Origin of the sequence: Natronococcus sp. CG52, assembly GCF_023913515.1 — an archaeon.
Classification (GTDB): Archaea; Halobacteriota; Halobacteria; order Halobacteriales; family Natrialbaceae; genus Natronococcus; species Natronococcus zhouii.
On the sequence record NZ_CP099391.1, the window covers coordinates 2,855,074 to 2,871,705 of the forward strand.

Consider the following 16,632-nt stretch of genomic DNA (forward strand, 5'->3'; position numbering starts at 1 on the left):
CTGCACCCTCGAGCGCTTCCTCCGTCTCCCACCAGTTGTGCGAAGTGATCGCATTCCTCTCCACAGCGCCGTCAACGCGACGAATAATCCCTATCGGTCGTTCCAGTTAGTCGGCAGAGACAATGTCGTGTTACGGAGACAGGCCAACGCCTTCGTCACCGATAATCGTTGCACGTCGCCCTCGAGCGCGCGACTCGGTTCGATCGATCGGACTGGAAGCGGACGGCGACGAACGTATCCGTTATGGCGACGTATACCCCGTCACACTCGGATTTCTGTCGGCGCGCGACCGACTCGGTAAACCGAAGTCTTGATCTTGGTTTACAGACGTGGTAGCGTATGGAAACAGAACGGAGCGACGTCGACCTAATCGAAGGTGACGCCGTCCACGCGTTCGCTCGAGCGGCCCTGCTCGCGGCCCTTCTCGGGGCAGTAGCACCCGTTGCGATACCGATTCCGCTGTCCCCGGCTCCAATCACCCTGCAGGTGTTGTTCGTCTTCCTCGCCGGGCTCCTGTTGGGTCCCGTGTGGGGTCCCGTCTCGATGTTACTGTATCTCACCGCGGGCGCTATCGGGATTCCCGTATTCGCCGGATGGGAAGCCGGACTCGGTATCCTGTTCGGTCACACCGGGGGCTACCTCTGGTCGTATCCGCTGGCCGCGCTGCTGATCGGCCTGATCGCCCATCGCGGTACCGATCTCCGGGATCCGGCCGACGTTCCGATCCCGGTCATCGTCACCACGCTCGTGATCGCAACCCTGCTCATCTACGCGATGGGCGTCGGCTACATGGCCTGGCTTCTCGAGTTGGAACTCTGGGAAGCAATCACGATCGGCGCGCTCCCGTTCATCCCCGGCGAGATCCTGAAGATCGCCGCCGCGGTCGTGATCGTCGAGAGCGGACGAATCGAGCCGATCCGGTCGTAGATCGAGAGCCGTGATCGAATTTCGTTCAGTTTCGTTCGACTTCGACGACGTGGGAGTGCTCGAGGACGTCTCCCTCTCGATTCCAGACGGCGAGTTCGTCGTTCTCGCGGGCGCCAACGGGAGCGGAAAGACGACGTTGCTACGTCACTGCAACGGCCTGCTAACCCCGGACGAAGGGACGGTCCTCGTCGACGGCACCGGCGTCGAGGACGACCTGATCGGCGCGCGCACGAGCGTCGGCATGGTCTTCCAGCACCCCCGCGACCAGTTCGTCGCCGCGACCGTCGGCGCAGACGTCGCCTTCGGTCCGGAGAACCTCGGCCTCGAGCGCGACGATATCAACCGCCGCGTCGAGAACGCGCTCGACGGGGTGAACCTGGCGGGACGCGGGGACGAGCGGATCGACCAGCTCTCGGGCGGCGAGCAGTCCCGCGTGGCCATCGCCGGCGCGCTCGCGATGGAGCCGACCCACCTCGTACTCGACGAACCGTTCACCGGTCTCGACGAGCCGGCCCGCAAGTCGGTGCTCTCGCGACTCGAGGCGCTCGCCGCCGACGGCACGGGGATCCTGATCGCGACCCACGACCTCCGAGACGTGCTCGGACTCGCGGACCGCGTCGTCGCGATGGCCGACGGACGGGTCGTCGTCGACGAACCGCCCGAGACGGCCGTCGAACGACTCGAACCCCTCGAGGTTCGCGTTCCTCGAGACCGGAGACCGGTTCGGTGAGCCGATGCTGACCTACGAACCCGACGACACGATCGTCCACCGACTCGATCCGCGGGCCAAACTCGCGGTCCAGATCGGCTTCGCCGCGACCGCGCTCGCGCACACGACGCCGCGCGCCCTGGTCGCCCTCTCCGGGCTGACCGCGTTCGTGCTGGTCGCCGCTCGAGTCCGACTGCGCAGGACGCTCTCCGCCTACCGGTTCGCGCTGGTCATCCTCGCGCTCGGTCCGATCGTCGCGGCGGCGACGCTGGGATCGCCGTGGATCGACCTCGATGCCGGTCTCACCACCGCGCTGGCGAGCTATCGGGTCTTGCTCATCCTGCTCGTCAGCGCGGCCTACGTCCGGACGACCCCGGTCCGTCACTCTCGAGCCGCGATCCAGCGGACGGTTCCCGGCAAACCCGGTCAGTTGCTCGGCACTGGCGTCGCGCTCGTCTTCCGATTCCTTCCCGTGCTCCAGGCGGATGTGCGGACCATCCGCGACGCGATGGCCGCGCGGCTCGGAACCGAACGGGGGGTCGTCGATCGCCTCACGACGCTCGGCCTGCTCGGTCTCTCGCGGACGTTCGACCGGGCCGACCGGCTCTCGCTCGCGCTCCAGGCTCGCTGCTTCTCGTGGAACCCGACCCTCCCGCCGCTGTCGTTCTCGCGGCGCGACCTGCCCGCGCTCGGGCTCTCGATCGTCTTGTTACTGACCGCGTTTCTGTGATGGAGGCCGGGTTCCGGGTCGCCGAGTTCCCACATCTCATTGATCTGACTTCGGCGTACGGCGGCCTGTAATCGCTCTGGACGACCTATATGCACTTTCGCTCGGCGATACGGTAGTCGACTAAGCGGGATCCGTCGGTCGCCCACCCAATTTGTTTTGGGGCTAAAACTAATCGGCAGTACTTCGATGCAACGAGATGCGGAGTACCGAGCTCCCAACTCTTCATAACCACCTCCGGACCCACACGACCAGAGCGGAGTCTCTGGTGCCGGCGTACCGAACGACCGTAGTCCCATCTCCCGCGGCTACTGCGGGGTACGAGTGATCGAACACGACACCTGCAGCTTGCTCGAGATTACGTCGACCCCTCTCGGAACGCACCGCGGCTCGCGGTACTGATCGACGCGAGAAAGAGAACGGAATCGGTGTGGAGTGCAGCCGGGGTGGTGGGATGCGAAAGCTGTACGGGTGGATCCTCTGCCCGTTCGCTCGGGCGGATCGCCCGGTGCCGTACCACGGCTACTTCTTTCGGGCACTCGGGGAGGCTCGAGGCATAGTGAACGCCGGGGTCGGGTCCTCGAATGAGGAACCGTTCAGGCGAGTTACCACAATTATCCGGTTACTCGGACCGTCGATCTCCGAGAACGGACAGCAGTTCTCCGGGAAGCAAGGAGCGGAACTGTAATGGAGCCCAGGGAGCATCGACGGAAGGTCACAGGACACTCCCCGGTAGCAGTAGCTCAGTCTCCGGTGCATATGATTCTTGTTATATATTTTACGTAACAGTAGAACAGCGATCGTGCTGGTCGTTAGAAGTCAACTCGAGCCACACCGACTGTAGCGTTTGCGACAGAATCGCCGGGGACGTCGAACGCTATAGTAGCCGCTGACAGTCAGTGCACTCCCGATCGCACAGCCGTCGTGCGATCGGTGTGTAAACCGTTCCGGTCGGTATTAGAGATCCGAGTTGCTGTAAGAAGCGGAATCGACGAACGTATCGCGTCCCGCAGATAGCAGTTTTGAACTGAAGCCGGTGGAGGGATTGCGAACCGCCTGAACTTCGGTCGCTTCGCTCCCTCGTTCCGTAGTTCAAATCCCTCCATAACGTATTTGCTGCTCACGGAGTTGTTCGCAGCAAAATAAGCCGGTGGAGGGATTTGAACCCTCGACCTAATCCTTACGAAGGATTCGCTCTGCCAGTCTGAGCTACACCGGCACGCTCGCTTTGCTCGCGTCCCGTGCATCGGCGACGGCCGTCGCCTCAACACCGGCGCTGAACGCGTTTAATGATAGGAGCGATAGCCGGCATAAGGATTGCGAATCGTCGCGGTGGTGTGACGGTGTTTCGTGGTGGGGGTTAGCGCTCGAGTCGAACGTCCAGACAGACGTTCAACTCGTGCGGCGCGTACGATCGAACCGTGTGACGCGTCTCGACGGTGACGTCGTATTCGGGTTCGGCGGCCTCGCGGATCGCTCGTTCTCCGGGACCGAACGGATCGTCCTCGTGCTGGATGTCGTAGTAGTGGAGCGCGCAGTCGTCGCCCGCGACCGTGACCGCGGACTCGAGGAACGCGTCGGCGCTGTGCGGGAGGTTCATCACGAGGCGGTCGGCCCAGTCCTCGTACTCGGGTACGACCTCCCGCACGTCGGCACAGATCGCGGTGATGCGATCTTCGACGTCGTTCCGCCGTGCGTTCTCGCGCAGGTAGTCGATCGCCGTCTCGTTGACGTCGACGCCGACGCAGTCAGCGCCGCGTTTCGCGAACGGAATCACGAACGGGCCGACGCCGGCGAACATGTCGAACGCCCGCTCGCCGGACGTAACCCGTTCGGCGACGCGGTGGCGCTCGGTCGCGAGTCGCGGCGAGAAGTAGACTTCCGCGAGATCGAGCACGAACTCGCAGCCGTACTCGCGGTGGACGACTTCGGTGTCCTCGCCCGCGAGGCGGTCCCAGTCGCGCACCCGCGTCTCGCCTTTCACTTTCGACTCCTTGTTCAGTACCGTCTCCACCGGGAGATCGGACTCGAGGATCGCGTCGGCGATCGCTCGCGCACGCTCGTCGTCGTCCTCGTCTATGAGCGCGGCCTCGCCGAGTCGTTCGTAGGACGGCTCGAACTCGAGCAGATCCGCGGGGGTCGTCTGCGTTTCGCGCTCGGTGACGGCGCGGTGAACGACCGCGTACTCGCTCGAGACCGCGTCGGGGTCGGTGACCGGAACGTAGAGCCAGCCGTCCTCGACGGTAATCTCGTAGTCGTCGTGGATCAGGTCCGCCTCGGCGAGGGCTGATCGAGTCGCTTCGCCTGCCTCGCGCTCGACGCGGACACACGGCACCTCCATACCGATAGTCGCCGCTACCGGGTCCTAACGCTGACGCTTCGAGCCGTCGGATCCGGCCTCGTCGATCAGCGCCGCTCCGACACGACGTCGGCCGATGCGCGGCGTTCGTGGTACTGCTCGCGCGCCCAGGCCACGGCGCCGGGATCGTCGTTGAAAATGACGCCGCACGGACCGCCGGCGTCGTACACGGTTAATCCCGCGTGCGTTTCCTCGTCACCCTCGGCGATCCAGATCGCGTAGGAATCCGAGAGCGACGTCAGCAGCAGTCGGCCGTCGCCGGCTTCGACGATCTCTCGAACCAGTTCCCGTTCTCGGTCGTCGAACGACTCGTACAGTTCCTCGTCGAGGACGAACTCGCACGTCAGTCCGCCGTGTTCGACCGCGTCCTGCAGATCGTCGAGGATCGTGGGGACCACGGTCGGCCCGGTCCCGAACAGCGAGTCCGCGGCGTTGAGGATGCCGCGGCTCGCCTCGAAGACCTTCCACGGAGCGCACGGCTCCGGCGTTTCGACGGTCGCGCCGCGGAGAAACGCCGCGTCGACCGAGCCCGGTTCGACCGCCTCGAGTACCGGCGCCGCCGCCTCGAGCGTTTCCATGTGCGACCGATAGGCTCGCCGTTCCTGCAGTGCGAGGCGTCCGATCTCGGTGAGTCGATAGCGAGAGTCGACGGGTTCGACGTAGCCTTCGTTCGTTAGCTCGGCGAGTCGGCGGTCGACCGTCGATCGAGAGACCGACGAGGCGGCGACGAGATCCGGTTTCGTGCGCGGCTGCTCGAACAGCGCCTCGAGTATCTCGTCTCTGCTCTCGGATGTCGGCTCCATTATCCCGTCCCTCGTAGCTCTTCGTGCTGTATCAGTAACTGGTATCACATAGTTCCTGTCACCGGAGCCGAGCGACGAGACGTCGACTCGAAAGGTTATAGCGGCCGCTCCCGCTATCGGCGGCCATGCTTACGTTCATCGGCCTCGGCCTCTACGACGAGCGATCGATTACCGTCGAAGGGCGGGAGGCGCTCCGCGCGGCCGACCGCGCTTACGCCGAGTTCTACACCAGCAAACTGCTCGGAACGACCGTCGAGGAACTCGAGTCTACCCACGACGTGACGATCGAAGTCAGGGACCGGGCCGGCGTCGAGCAACACCCGGACGACATCCTCGAGACCGCCGAGCGGGAGGACGTGGCGTTCCTGACCGCTGGAGACACGATGATTTCGACGACCCACGTCGATCTCCGGCTGCGCGCACACGACCGCGGCATCGAGACGCGGGTGATCCACGGCGTGACGGCACAGACGGCCGCCAGCGCGCTGACCGGGCTCCAGAACTACCGGTTCGGCAAGGCGACGACGCTGCCGTTCCCCTACGCTCACGGGGCGGAGGGACTCCCGGCGAGCGTGACGGAGACGATCGACGACAACCGCGCGGACGGCCTGCACACGGTCGTCTACCTCGACATCAAAGCGGATCGCGACGAGTACATGACCGCCGACGTCGGTGCCGAACTCCTCGCGGAGGCCTATCCCGACCTCGTCGGCGTCGTCGTCGCCCGCGCCGGCAGTCCCGACCCGCTCGTCGCGGCCGGCACGATGTCCGATCTCGTCGAGCGGTCGTTCGGCGACCCGCTCCACCTGCTCGTGATCCCCGGCGAGTGTCACCTCCTCGAGGCCGACGCACTGGTCGAACTCGGCGGGGCGGACAGAGAGACACTCGATGTCGTTTGAGAGGGACACCCTCGGCGCCGTCTGAGACTACACGTACTCGGCGTCGCAGCGAAAATCGGAGCGTCGTCGAACCTCGGAGATAGATGAGTTGTCGCTTAGCAACGGCATAAAACCCGGTTCGGAGACCGGCTCGAGAACCATTTTGCCGCACAATACCGGTTTAACAACTCTATTAACAAGTACGCAGGCTGGCACGGTTACGACGAGCGACATGGATAACGGAAACGACGCTAATCGCGGATCTTCCAGACGGCGAATGTTAGCCGCGCTCGGCGCAACGTCGGCGACGGTCGCCGGCTGCCTGGACTTCCTCTCCGACGGCGAGTCCGAGGGAGAGGGAGGTGACGACTCCGGGGACGACGGCAACGAGTCGGAGAACGGCGGCGACGAGACGAGCACTGAGGGAGTACAGTGGCCCGCGATCGACGACGGCGAACTGCTCGAGGACTTCGAGGGCGACCTGTACCAGCGGTCCGGCGACGTCTCGCCGGCACCCGACGAGGCGCGGCGGGGCTCACAGGCCGCAGTCGTCGAGAACGAAGACGGCGGCGAAGCCGGCCTGAGCGTGTACTTCTCGGACAATCTCGATCTTACCGAGTCTGACGTCTCCGTCGCAGTCAAACCCGAGTCCGCAAACCGGATCTACGTCGAGTTCATCGCGCCCGGCCGGAGTCGACGTCTTACCACGGTCCGCGTCGTCCCCGACGAGTACACCGGCTGGCTCCGACTCGACTGCGGGTACGAACACAAGCCGGCGGACGAGCCGGATCTGTCGGAAGTCAGCGCGATCAACATCCTCGCGACTAACGGCGACAGACCGGTCAAGATGTACGTCGACGACCTTCGCCGAACCGAATCCGTCGACAACGGAAAGGTCATCCTCTCGTTCTTCGGCGGCTTCGACTCGCAGTACGAGATCGGGGCCGAGATGCTCGAGGAGCGCGGGTGGACGGCCGCGGTTGCGGTCAACCCCGAGGCGATCGGTGCCGGCGGACGAATGGGCGTCAACGAACTCCAGGATCTACAAGATCGCGGCTGGGACATCTGTTCGCACCCGCCGACGAGCAGCCCCCTGTCCGACTTGCCCGAGGATCGACAGCGCCAGATTCTCGAACACTACCAGGGGCAACTGGAGAACCAGGGCTTCGAAAACGGAGCGCGCCACCTGTACGTTCCCGACGACCGAATGGACCAGACAACCCACGAGATCGTCAGAGACGTCCACGAGTCGGCGTTCCTGTTCGGAGCCTGTACGAGCACCATGCCGCCGACGGGGAGACACATGATCTCTCACATCTGGGGTCCGGACCTCCACGGCGGCGTTCGCCGTCACATCAACCTCGCCGACCAGTACAACCAGCTTACCGTCCTTCGCCTGCCGCGGATCGTCGACGAGGACGAGGTCGAGGGGAACCGGATGACCCTCGACGACTTCGAACACCTGCTCAATCACATCGAACACCGGGGTCTCGACGTGATCACGCCCTCCGATCTGGTCGACGGGACGTACGAGCGCGACAACGACGACGAAGACGTGAGCGCGAACCGACCGGACGGAACCATCTTCGAGGCCGGGCGGACGTACGATTTCAACGGATCCGGATCGGGGACCACGTCGACGTTCTCGCTCGACGAGGGGGTCGCCACCGCGAGCTTTTCTCACGACGGTGATGGCGATTTCACCGTCGAACTGGCCGGTAGCGACGGTGACACCTTCGTGACTACCGCCGGAAACACCGCCGGCGAGTCGATCGCGATCGTCGACGAGGGAGCCTATCAGCTCGAGATCGAGGCCGACGACACCTGGTCGCTCGCGCTCTCCCAGCCGGAGATTCACGGCGACAACCTCAACGAACTGCCGATCGAGCGCTCCGGAACTGGCTCGTCGTTCGTCGGCCCGATCTGGACGGAAGACGACGTCAGCCTCTCTCTGACACACGACGGCGACGGTGACTTCATCGTCGACGGCCACGGCGCGGACGGCAGCAGAGAGTCGATCGTCAACCAGACCGGCTCGTTCGATAACTCGAGATCCTACGCGGCGAACGGAACCGTCTGGATCAACATCGAGGCCGACGGGGAGTGGACGCTCGAGGTCCAGGAAGGGTAACCTCGAAGCGCGTCGCTCGTTCGCCGAAACCGACTCGAGGCCCGACACCGCTCTCGGTTACCTCGAGTCGGTGCGCGTGACTGGTCGGTACGACGGTTTTTTCGAACGCGCTGTCCGCGCCAACGGACGCCTGTGAGCCGGTTCGAGCCGCCTGCTTTCGTACCGGGACCGCTCGTCGCGCGTACGAATCGGGACGGATACGGCGGACTGTCGCGGTATCTCCGCTAACTGATCCCTCGCGCAGCGCGTTTCGGTAGAGCTCCGTGAACAGTGTCCGTTCTGGTCGAAAATATCGACCAATTCAATCAGAAACAAAAGTGTTCGAAAGTAATTAAGCACGATACCGGAATGTTTCACACATGAAGCCGTTCAACGACGCTCCGATCAGCCGAAACGGAAAATCGCTCATTCTCGCACACGATCACGGCCTCGAGCACGGTCCAGCGGCATTTGCCGGCGTGGAGGACCGCCTCGATCCCGAGACCGTCTTCGAGATGGCAACCCACGACGCCGTCACGGCGCTCGCCGTCCAGAAGGGGCTCGCCGAGACCTATTACCCGTCCTACGAGGACGACGTTTCGCTGCTCGCGAAGTGTAACGGAACCTCGAGCCTCTGGGAGGGCGAGCCCTACTCGCCCCGGACCTGGTCGGTCGAAAACGCCGTCGAGGTCGGCGCGGACGCGATCGGGTACACCGTCTACCCCGGCACGAACCGCGAGCCGGAGATGGTCGAGGAGTTCCGCGCAGTTCAGGAGCGGGCTCGCGAGCACGGCCTCCCGGTCGCAATGTGGTCGTATCCGCGCGGCCAGGCGATCAAGGAGCACCGCAGCCCCGACGTCATCGCCTACGCCGCTCGAATCGGACTCGAGCTCGGCGCCGATATCGCGAAGGTGAAGTACCCGCGCAGCCGGGAGGCGCTGGCCCGCGCCGTCGATGCTGCCGGCGACGTCCGCGTCGTCCTCAGCGGCGGCTCGAAGACCAGCGACTACGAGTTCCTCTCGCTGGTCGAAGCCGCGATGGACGCGGGTGCGGGCGGGCTCGCCGTCGGCCGCAACGTCTGGCAACGCGACGACCCCGAACGGATCCTCGACGCCCTGGAACGGGTCGTGTTCGAGGGCGCCTCGGCTGACGGCGCGCTATGAACGGTGTCGGCACCGAACGGATCCTGGATGCGATCGCCGACGTCGCGTCGGACGTTCCCGCCGCGCTGTCGGACCTGCGCCGGGAACCCGAGGCTGCCGCCGGCGACGAGCGAAACCCGACCGGTGACGGCCAGTTGGCGGCCGACCGGTGGCTCGACGACCGGTTTCGGGGCGCGCTCGAACCGCTCGAGGCCGTGGGCGCGTACGCGAGCGAAGAGCGCGCCGACGTCCTCGACTGCGGGAGCGGTTACGGCGTCGCGATCGACCCCCTCGACGGCTCCAGCAACCTCGCCTCGAATCTGCCGATCGGAACGGTCTGCGGCGTTTACGACGCCGCGCTTCCGGCGCGGGGAACCGACCTCGTCGCAAGCGTGATCGTCGTCTTCGGGCCGTGTATCACGATGACGGTCGCGACCGACGGTGACGTCGTCCAGTACCGTCTCGAAGACGGCGAGCGGATCGATCCCTGTTCGCTGTCGCTCTCGAGCGACGCCGGAAGTACGGAGGACGTAAAAGAAGACAGCATCTGCGGATTTTCCGGCCGTCGAGGTGATCTTCCGCCTGCGCTTCTCGGACTCCTCGACGAGTTCCGCGACGAGCGACGACTCCGGTACTGCGGCGCAGCCGTCGCCGACGTCGGCGCCGTCCTCGAGCACGGCGGCGTCCTCTGCTATCCGGAAACGGAGCGCCGTCCGAACGGCGTCTTGCGTCTTCAGTACGAGGCCAACCCGATCGCGCACGTCATCGAAGCCGCCGGCGGCCGGGCGATCGACGGCAGTGGACGCATACTCGAGCGAGAACCGGCCGCGCTACACGAGCGAGTGCCGGTCTTCGTCGGCTCGACGGAGCCGATCGACCGGGTTGAAGCAGTGCTCGAGACGAGCGAGTAGCGCGCTCTCGATTTCTCTCGAATCGAACGGAAGTCGCCAAATCAACTACAGCGCCGCTGCCCGTGGTTCAAGAGAGGAGTCGTTTGAGTCGGGCAAACAGCCCTTTCGACGGATCGCCGCCCCGCTTTACGGCCTCGCTCGAGTCGTCCGCTTCGGCAGCGACGCCGCCCTCGGAACCGGGACCAGCCCGATCGGGCGCCGTCGCGTCGTCGTCGGCAGCCGAAGCGTCGGCGTCGCCACCGGCCGTCTCGATCGCCTCGTCGAGGAGCCCTTCGGCGTCGTTGACCGCGTCCTTTACCGTTCCGTTGACGAGCGGTTTGCCGCCGAATCGGTCCTGGCTGACCGAGGTGTCCGCGGCGATGATCACCGCGTCGGCGGCCTCGATGTCCTCGCTCGAGAGTTCGTTCTCCTGGCCCATGGCGCCTTGCACCTCGACGTCGATCTCGTGACCGTTCGCCTCCGCGACCTGCTCTAAGTTCTCGGCCGCCATCTGGCTGTGTGCGATACCTGTCGGACAGGATGTGACTGCGACGAATTTCATGTGTTAGTCTCGGTTGATGTGGTTCTGAACTGCATCTTTCGTGCTCGCTTCGGTCGCCCGGCTGGCAAGCTCCTCCGCATCCGTCGTCTCGGTTTCGGTGATAGTCGCTTTTACCGCGGGAATCGTGACGGCGCTCATGCTGAGTTCGTCGAGGCCGAATCCGACGAGCAGTTCCGTCAGATCGGGGTCGCCGGCCATCTCGCCGCACATACCGACCCAGGCGTCGCCCGCGTGGCCGGCCTCGACGGTGCGAGCGATCGCCCGGAGGACGGCGGGCTCGAGCGGATCGTGTAGCTCCGCGACGCGGTCGTCCTCCCGCGAGGCGGCCATCACGTACTGGGTGAGGTCGTTCGTCCCGATACTGAGGAAGTCGACGCGTTCGGCGAGTTCGCTGGCGAGAAATACCGCACTCGGCGTCTCGATCATCACACCGAGTTCCGGCATCGCGTACTCGAGCCCCTCCGACTCGAGGTCCGTGGCGACCGATTCGACCGTCCCGAGGGCCGTCTCGAGTTCCGGTACCGTCGCGACCATCGGGAACATCACCGAGAGCCGACCGTCGCCGTCCGCGGCCGCACGGAGCAAGGCCCGGAGCTGGGCCTCGAAGAGATCCGCGTCCGGACCGAGCGATCGGCGAACCCCGCGCTCGCCGAGGAACGGATTCTCGGCGTCGGGCTGCTCGAGGTAGGGGATCGGCTTGTCACCGCCGACGTCGAGGGTTCGGACGACGACGCGACCCTCGGGGAAGGCGTCGAGCGCCTCCGCGTAGACCTCGAGTTGCTCCTCCTCGTCCGGCGGCCCCTCTCGGTCGAGAAAGAGGAACTCGGTCCGGAAGAGACCGATCCCGTCCGCACCCTGTCGGACCGCGCCCTCGAGTTCCGCGAGCGTTCCGACGTTGGCGGCGACCTCGACCGCCTCCCCGTCGGCCGTCCGTACCGATTCGTCCCGGATCTCGACGTCGCGTTCGACGGCCGCACGCTCGCGCTGGTCCGGCGTCGGATCGACGATCACGGTCCCGTCCTCGCCCTCGACGAGGACGTCGGCGTCACCCTCGATCGCCGTGAGTTCGGATCCGACGCCGACGACGGCCGGAATTCCGAGCGAGCGGGCGAAGATCGCCGCGTGGGAGGTTCGTCCTCCCTCCGCAGTCGCGAAGCCGGCCACGCGATCGGGATCCAGCTGTGCGGTATCGCTCGGCGTGAGCCGTTCGGCGAGCAACACGCTGCCGGAGGGCAGCGCCGCGAGATCGACGCGGTCGCCGCCGGTCAGCACTCGAATCAGCCGGTCGCGGACGTCCCGGAGGTCGTCGGCCCGCTCGGCCATCCGCCCGTCCATGCCGGCGAACTGCTCGATCGGCCCTTCGAACGCCCGCCGGACCGCGTGTTCGGCGGGAAGCCCACCGTCGATGGCGTCTTCAACGCCGTCGGTGATCTGGGGATCGTCGAGAAACTGTTTGTGGGCGTCGAAGACGGCCGCCTCGTCCTCGCCGACGCGGTCGGCCGTCTGCTCGCGCTCGCGCTCGAGTTCCTCGCGGGCGCGGTCGCGCGCCTCGTCGAACCGGTCGCGTTCGGTCGCCGGATCGACCTCGGTCGGGTCGGGCGGCTCCTCGAGTTCGGTTCCGCTGCCGGGCTCGTACCAGACGGCGGTGCCGACGCCGGCGAGCGGGGTGACGCCGGTTCCGTCGTACGTTTGCGTTGCGTTTTCGTTCGTACTCATGGGCTCAGGCTTCCGATTCGGGCGTCGAGAGGACTTTCTCGAGAGCGTCGAGCGCGGCCGCAGCGTCCTCGCCTTCGGCGACGATCGTGACGTCGTCGCCGCTCCCGACGCCCAGGCTGGTGACCGCGAGCATGCTCGCCGCGTCGACCGGGTCGCCGTCGGTCGGAGCGACCCGGACGTCGGCCTCGTACTCGTTCGCGGTTTCGACGAACTTCGCGGCGGGTCGCGCGTGAAGGCCGTCCTCGGGAACGACGGTTACCGTTCGCTCCATCATGCGATCGCCTCCGTGATCGTCTCCTCGATCGCGGCCTTCGAGTCGGCCTCGTGGAGCCGCTCGCGAACGTCGTCGTGCATCAGCGCCCGCGAAAGCGAACTGAGCAGCGAGAGGTGTTCCTCGCCGCCTTCCTCGGGGACGAGCAGCATGAACAGCAGCGTCGCGGGCTTTTCGTCCATCGCATCGAAGTCGATCCCCTCGTCGGAGCGAGCGAAAACGATCGTCGGCCGAGAGACTGCACCGCTCTTCGCGTGCGGAATGCCGATTCCCTTGCCGACGCCGGTCGTCGCCTCCTCCTCGCGCGCGAGAAGGGCTTCGAGGGCGGCGTCGCGGTCGGAGACGCGTTCAGTCTCGACGGCTCGATCGAGCAGGAACTCGATACAGGCCTCTTTCTCTGCCGGAGGCTCCTCGAGCACGATGAGTTCGCGTGTCAGTACGGTCTCGATATCGGGTTGAGTCGTAGTCATTGTAGGTGGTCGAAGGTCGTGAGGGAATTAATCACTTGCCTGTGCGGGCTTCGCTCCGGCAACTCGCTCGTGGTAGTCGGGCTTGAGAAGCGTCACAACCGTGGCCGTGACTACCGTTCCGAGGAACAGGCAGCCGAGGAACAGCAGCATGCTGTTCGAGAGGAGAACGACGAAGATCCCGCCGTGGGGTGCGGGCATCGTCACGCCCAGCCAGAGCGCGGTTGCGCCGGCCGTCGCGCTCCCGAGGATGGCCGACGGAATGACTCGAAGCGGGTCGGCGGCGGCGTAGGGAATCGCGCCTTCGGTAATGAACGAAAGGCCGAGCGGGACGGCGGCTTTCGCGTTCTCGTACATCTCCGCGGAGTACTTTTGCGGGGCGATAAAGTTCGAAAGCGCGAGTCCGAGCGGCGGAACCATACCCGCGATCATCACAGCGGCCATCGGAGCGAAGATCTGGTCCGCGACGAGCACGGTCCCGAAGACGTACGCTACCTTGTTGATCGGGCCGCCCATATCGATCGCCATCATCCCGCCGAGGATCGCCCCGAGCAGGACGGCGTTCGTCCCCTCCATTCCGCGGAGCATCGTCGTCAGCGCGTCGTCGATGATAGCGATCGGAACGCCGAGTCCGAGGATGACGACGGGCGCGAGAAACAGCGTCGTGAAGACGGGGATCACGAGAATCGGCATCATCGGTTTGACGGCCGACGGCACCGGCCACCCCTTCATCCAGCGTGCGGCGTACCCGGCGAGCAGCCCGGCGACGATCGCGCCGAGAAAGCCCGCGACTGCGCCGTCGGCCTCGAAACCGATGACGAGACCGGCCGCTTCGATGATCTGCTCCTGCTGGATCGCCCACGAGAGGATGAATCCGGGTGCGAGTCCGGGTTTATCCGCGATCGCGTAGGCGATGTATCCCCCGAGTATGGGGATCATCATCGTGAGGCCGAGCACGCCGATTTCGGCCATGTACCACGCGAGCGATCCGGTCTCCTCGAACACCGTCTCCGTATCTCCTGCGGTGAACGGGAGCTCCGCGATCATAAAGGCCATCGCGAGGAAAATCCCGCCGATCGTCACGAAGGGGATCATGAACGACACGCCGGTCATCAGATCCTCTTTTACCGATATCAGGTACGTACGCAGTTGGCGTTCTACATCGTCTTTCATTAGTCTCGTCCCTGGCACTATCCATCAGACCCGAATGCAAAAGTGCTTTCGAATATGTTTGTTTCGTATCGTAATTCCTGTACGTTATTCTGTGACGGAAACTCGTCGGCTGAGCCGGAAACGATGCTAGTATGCCGAGACGGCGATCGACTCTCGATCGTCTCGAATGCCGGCGAGTGACGGCGCACGAGTTCCCGAGACCGAAACGACCCGAGATGCGACGGCGATCCCCTGGCTGAGCGCTTCAGCATCGGAGTCGCCGCGCAGGCGCGAGGCGAGGACGCCGGCCAGCAGGGCGTCACCCGCTCCGACGGTGTCCACGACCTCGATCTCTCGAGCGGGCGCGTGCAACGACTGCTCGGGCGTCGCCATCACCGCTCCCTCGCCGCCGAGTGAGGCGACGACGCTGTCGAACCCGTCCGCTCGAAGCTCCCTCGCTGCCCCCAGCGCCGACTGCACGTCGTCGATCCGACGGTCCGTCGCCGCTGCGAGTTCGTCGACGTTCGGTTTACAGAGAGCGTACTCGGCATCGAGGGCCGACAGCGTCGCGCCGTCGACGTCGACGACCGTCTCCCAGGGACCGGCCTCGGCGAGCAAGTCGATCGTCTCCGGGTTACATCCCGGCGGTAAACTCCCCGCAACGACCACCCGCTCCGGACCGTACTCGCGCAGTCGATCGACGAGATCCTCGACCGCGATCGCGGGTACGTGAGGACCGTTCTGGTTGATCTTGTACTCCTCAGTCGGCTCGAGAACCGTCGTGTTGAGTCGCGTCTCGCCGTCGATCTCGACGAAGTCGGCGGCGATTCCCTGGGCCGAGAGCTGCTCGAGAAGATACTGCCCGAGAAAGCCGCCGGCGACGCCAGTCGCGACTGTTTCGACGTCAAGGCCGACGAGGTACTTCGAGACGTTGATTCCCTTGCCGCCCGCGTCGTACCGGTGGTCGGTCGCTCTGGCGACCGTTCCCGCCGCGAGCGACTCGGAGAGTTCCACCGTGTAATCGACGGCCGGGTTGAGCGTCACGCTAGCGATCATCCGGTTCCTCCACGCCGACGGTTAGGTCCGCCGCCTCGCACGCCTCGGCCAGTTCGCCGGTCGGTTCGGCGTCTGTCACCAGCACGTCGACGTCCTCGAGCGAGGCGAACTGGACGAAGCTTCGGTCGCCGAACTTCGTCTGATCGCCGACCAGAACGACGCGCTCGGCGTTCTCGACCATGAGCTGTTTCATTCGCGCCTCGTCTTCGTTGGGCGTCGTCAGCGCGCCGTCGTCGATTCCGTTCGTTCCCAGAAAGAGTAGATCGAAGTTCGTCCGCTCCATGAACGACTCCGCGCTCGGGCCGACGAGCGCTCGAGTCCGGTGGCGAAGCGTCCCGCCGGTGAGTTTCACGTCGTTCGCGTTCTTGCCGAGTTCGAGCGCCAGCAGCGGCGAATTCGTTACCGGAATGAACGAGGTGTCCGACGGCACCTGCCTCGCGACCTGTATCGTCGTCGTTCCCGAGTCGAAGAAGACGACCTGTCCGTCGTGGATCTCTCTGGCGGCTCGAGAGCCAATACTCACCTTCGCCTCCAGATTCTGGACTTCCTTTTGGATGTACGTCTGTTCGCGCCCGACGGCCGTCGCGGGAACGGCACCGCCGTGGGATCGATCGACTAGCTGTTCGTCCTCGAGTTCGGAAAGATCTCGCCGAATCGTCGCTTTCGATACGTCGAGTTCGTCGGCTAACTCCTCGACGGAGCACCCGTCCCGTTCCGAGACGTGTTCCACGACTTTTCGTTTTCGCTGTTCGGGTAACATGATGTTCGAGGGGAGCCTTCATTACGGACTGTGTTCTGCATGTTCTTATTTGTTTATCTCGATTTTATGATTGTTTCCGATTGTTTGATGCGTATTTATTACG

General features: G+C 64.9%; 16 protein-coding genes and 1 tRNA gene. 7 read left to right on the forward strand and 10 right to left on the reverse strand.

Annotated features, from left to right (window positions below; all coding sequences use genetic code 11):
* Positions 1-339: 339 nt before the first annotated feature.
* From NED97_RS14385 to NED97_RS14395, 3 genes are read left to right on the forward strand one after another with little or no spacing between them, the layout of a single operon-like run.
* Entirely contained in the window at positions 340-927 is a 588-nt protein-coding gene (locus tag NED97_RS14385; protein ID WP_252487709.1) for a biotin transporter BioY, read from the forward strand.
* Between the two features lie 10 nt (positions 928-937).
* Positions 938-1,657: an energy-coupling factor ABC transporter ATP-binding protein gene (locus tag NED97_RS14390; protein WP_252487710.1), complete on the forward strand. Its 720-nt coding sequence runs from the start codon at positions 938-940 to the stop codon at positions 1,655-1,657.
* Positions 1,658-1,661: 4 nt separating this feature from the next.
* Positions 1,662-2,366, forward strand: a complete 705-nt coding sequence (locus NED97_RS14395) for an energy-coupling factor transporter transmembrane component T family protein (RefSeq protein WP_252487711.1) — start codon at positions 1,662-1,664, stop codon at positions 2,364-2,366.
* A gap of 1,142 nt (positions 2,367-3,508) precedes the next feature.
* Here the strand turns inward: NED97_RS14395 and NED97_RS14400 are convergent.
* From NED97_RS14400 to NED97_RS14410, 3 genes are all read right to left on the reverse strand, one after another.
* Positions 3,509-3,582 (reverse strand) — tRNA-Thr (locus tag NED97_RS14400).
* A gap of 141 nt (positions 3,583-3,723) precedes the next feature.
* Positions 3,724-4,704, reverse strand: coding sequence for a class I SAM-dependent methyltransferase (locus NED97_RS14405; protein ID WP_252487712.1), 981 nt, complete (start codon positions 4,702-4,704; stop codon positions 3,724-3,726).
* 65 nt (positions 4,705-4,769) lie between these two features.
* On the reverse strand, positions 4,770-5,525 hold the full coding sequence (locus tag NED97_RS14410; protein ID WP_252487713.1) for a helix-turn-helix transcriptional regulator: 756 nt from the start codon (positions 5,523-5,525) through the stop codon (positions 4,770-4,772).
* A gap of 125 nt (positions 5,526-5,650) precedes the next feature.
* Between NED97_RS14410 and dph5 the strand changes: the two genes are divergently transcribed.
* The 4 genes from dph5 to NED97_RS14430 all read left to right on the forward strand — a co-directional run bounded on the left by dph5 (position 5,651) and on the right by NED97_RS14430 (position 10,566).
* Positions 5,651-6,424 (forward strand): diphthine synthase, encoded by a 774-nt coding sequence (gene dph5 / locus NED97_RS14415; protein ID WP_252487714.1) that lies wholly within the window; start codon positions 5,651-5,653, stop codon positions 6,422-6,424.
* A gap of 211 nt (positions 6,425-6,635) precedes the next feature.
* Positions 6,636-8,534: a polysaccharide deacetylase family protein gene (locus NED97_RS14420; RefSeq protein WP_252487715.1), complete on the forward strand. Its 1,899-nt coding sequence runs from the start codon at positions 6,636-6,638 to the stop codon at positions 8,532-8,534.
* 359 nt (positions 8,535-8,893) lie between these two features.
* Entirely contained in the window at positions 8,894-9,676 is a 783-nt protein-coding gene (locus tag NED97_RS14425) for a class I fructose-bisphosphate aldolase (RefSeq protein WP_252487716.1), read from the forward strand.
* Complete coding sequence (locus NED97_RS14430; protein ID WP_252487717.1) at positions 9,673-10,566, forward strand: class 1 fructose-bisphosphatase; 894 nt, start codon at positions 9,673-9,675, stop codon at positions 10,564-10,566. Before NED97_RS14425 ends, NED97_RS14430 begins: the two co-directional genes overlap by 4 nt.
* Before the next feature lie 67 nt (positions 10,567-10,633).
* Here the strand turns inward: NED97_RS14430 and NED97_RS14435 are convergent, their stop codons facing one another.
* From NED97_RS14435 to glpR, 7 genes are all read right to left on the reverse strand, one after another.
* Positions 10,634-11,107, reverse strand: a complete 474-nt coding sequence (locus NED97_RS14435) for a PTS fructose transporter subunit IIB (RefSeq protein ID WP_252487718.1) — start codon at positions 11,105-11,107, stop codon at positions 10,634-10,636.
* A gap of 3 nt (positions 11,108-11,110) precedes the next feature.
* Entirely contained in the window at positions 11,111-12,823 is a 1,713-nt protein-coding gene (gene ptsP / locus NED97_RS14440) for a phosphoenolpyruvate--protein phosphotransferase (RefSeq protein WP_252487719.1), read from the reverse strand.
* Between the two features lie 4 nt (positions 12,824-12,827).
* Positions 12,828-13,094 carry a phosphocarrier protein HPr gene (gene ptsH1, locus NED97_RS14445; RefSeq protein ID WP_252487720.1) on the reverse strand — a complete coding sequence of 89 codons (267 nt, stop codon included), beginning with the start codon at positions 13,092-13,094 and terminating at the stop codon, positions 12,828-12,830.
* Positions 13,094-13,564 carry a PTS sugar transporter subunit IIA gene (locus NED97_RS14450; protein WP_252487721.1) on the reverse strand — a complete coding sequence of 157 codons (471 nt, stop codon included), beginning with the start codon at positions 13,562-13,564 and terminating at the stop codon, positions 13,094-13,096. Before NED97_RS14450 ends, ptsH1 begins: the two co-directional genes overlap by 1 nt.
* 27 nt (positions 13,565-13,591) lie before the next feature.
* Complete coding sequence (locus NED97_RS14455; RefSeq protein WP_252487722.1) at positions 13,592-14,734, reverse strand: PTS fructose transporter subunit IIC; 1,143 nt, start codon at positions 14,732-14,734, stop codon at positions 13,592-13,594.
* A gap of 126 nt (positions 14,735-14,860) precedes the next feature.
* A complete protein-coding gene (gene pfkB / locus NED97_RS14460) occupies positions 14,861-15,769 on the reverse strand; it encodes a 1-phosphofructokinase (RefSeq protein WP_252487723.1) in 909 nt (302 codons plus the stop codon).
* On the reverse strand, positions 15,759-16,529 hold the full coding sequence (gene glpR / locus NED97_RS14465) for an HTH-type transcriptional regulator GlpR (RefSeq protein ID WP_252487724.1): 771 nt from the start codon (positions 16,527-16,529) through the stop codon (positions 15,759-15,761). Before glpR ends, pfkB begins: the two co-directional genes overlap by 11 nt.
* Positions 16,530-16,632: the final 103 nt, after the last annotated feature.